Source organism: Paenibacillus shunpengii (assembly GCF_042684905.1).
Classification (GTDB): Bacteria; Bacillota; Bacilli; order Paenibacillales; family Paenibacillaceae; genus Paenibacillus; species Paenibacillus shunpengii.
The window spans coordinates 1-729 of the sequence record NZ_JBHUMJ010000001.1 but is presented as its reverse complement, the minus strand read 5'-3'; the positions used below and the strand labels follow the sequence as shown (position 1 = coordinate 729).

Below are 729 nucleotides of genomic sequence, written 5' to 3'. Positions count from 1 at the left end.
TGACGGAATCACTATTGTTTTCTCTTCCTCAAGGTACTTAGATGTTTCAGTTCCCCTGGTCTGCCTTCTGGCCACCCTATGTATTCAGGTGGAGATAACTATCCATTACGATAGCTGGGTTTCCCCATTCGGACATCCCCGGATCAAAGCTTGCGTACAGCTCCCCGAGGCAGTATCGTTGTTCGCCACGTCCTTCATCGGCTCCTAGCGCCTAGGCATCCTCCGTGTGCTCTTAATAGCTTAACCAACGTTCGGTGTTTTGGCTGAATCTCTCCAGTCGACTGCGTCAAAAGTCGTTCTTCATCCAAAAACCTCACTAAGCACTTTCTTACTTCACTTGTTGAACACAAGTTCAGGTAAGAAGGATATTTCTAAATCGCAAAATTGTTTCGTTTATCTAGTTTTCAAAGAACAAATTTAATTGACAGAATCTTATGGTGGAGCCAAGCGGGATCGAACCGCTGACCTCCTGCGTGCAAGGCAGGCGCTCTCCCAGCTGAGCTATGGCCCCTCAAGTTCCATCAAAACTGAACAAATGGAATGATGAAGCTTTGCTATTGCAAAGTAATCCGCCGACTTTCGTCGTGCGTATATTTGAATGTTTCCATTGCAGGAAACGAGCATATGCTCTCGATGTACGCTTCCCTACAGGAAGCTAGTACTCCATAGAAAGGAGGTGATCCAGCCGCACCTTCCGATACGGCTACCTTGTTACGACTTCACCCCAAT

Annotated in this window: 1 tRNA gene and 2 rRNA genes; all 3 read right to left on the bottom strand. The window is 46.9% G+C overall.

What is annotated here, in order from left to right:
• Window positions 1–246: ribosomal RNA gene (locus ACFSVM_RS00015) — 23S ribosomal RNA — on the bottom strand; the annotation flags it as partial.
• A gap of 189 nt (window positions 247–435) precedes the next feature.
• Window positions 436–511 (bottom strand) — tRNA-Ala (locus ACFSVM_RS00010).
• A gap of 158 nt (window positions 512–669) precedes the next feature.
• Window positions 670–729, bottom strand: a 16S ribosomal RNA gene (locus tag ACFSVM_RS00005); the annotation flags it as partial.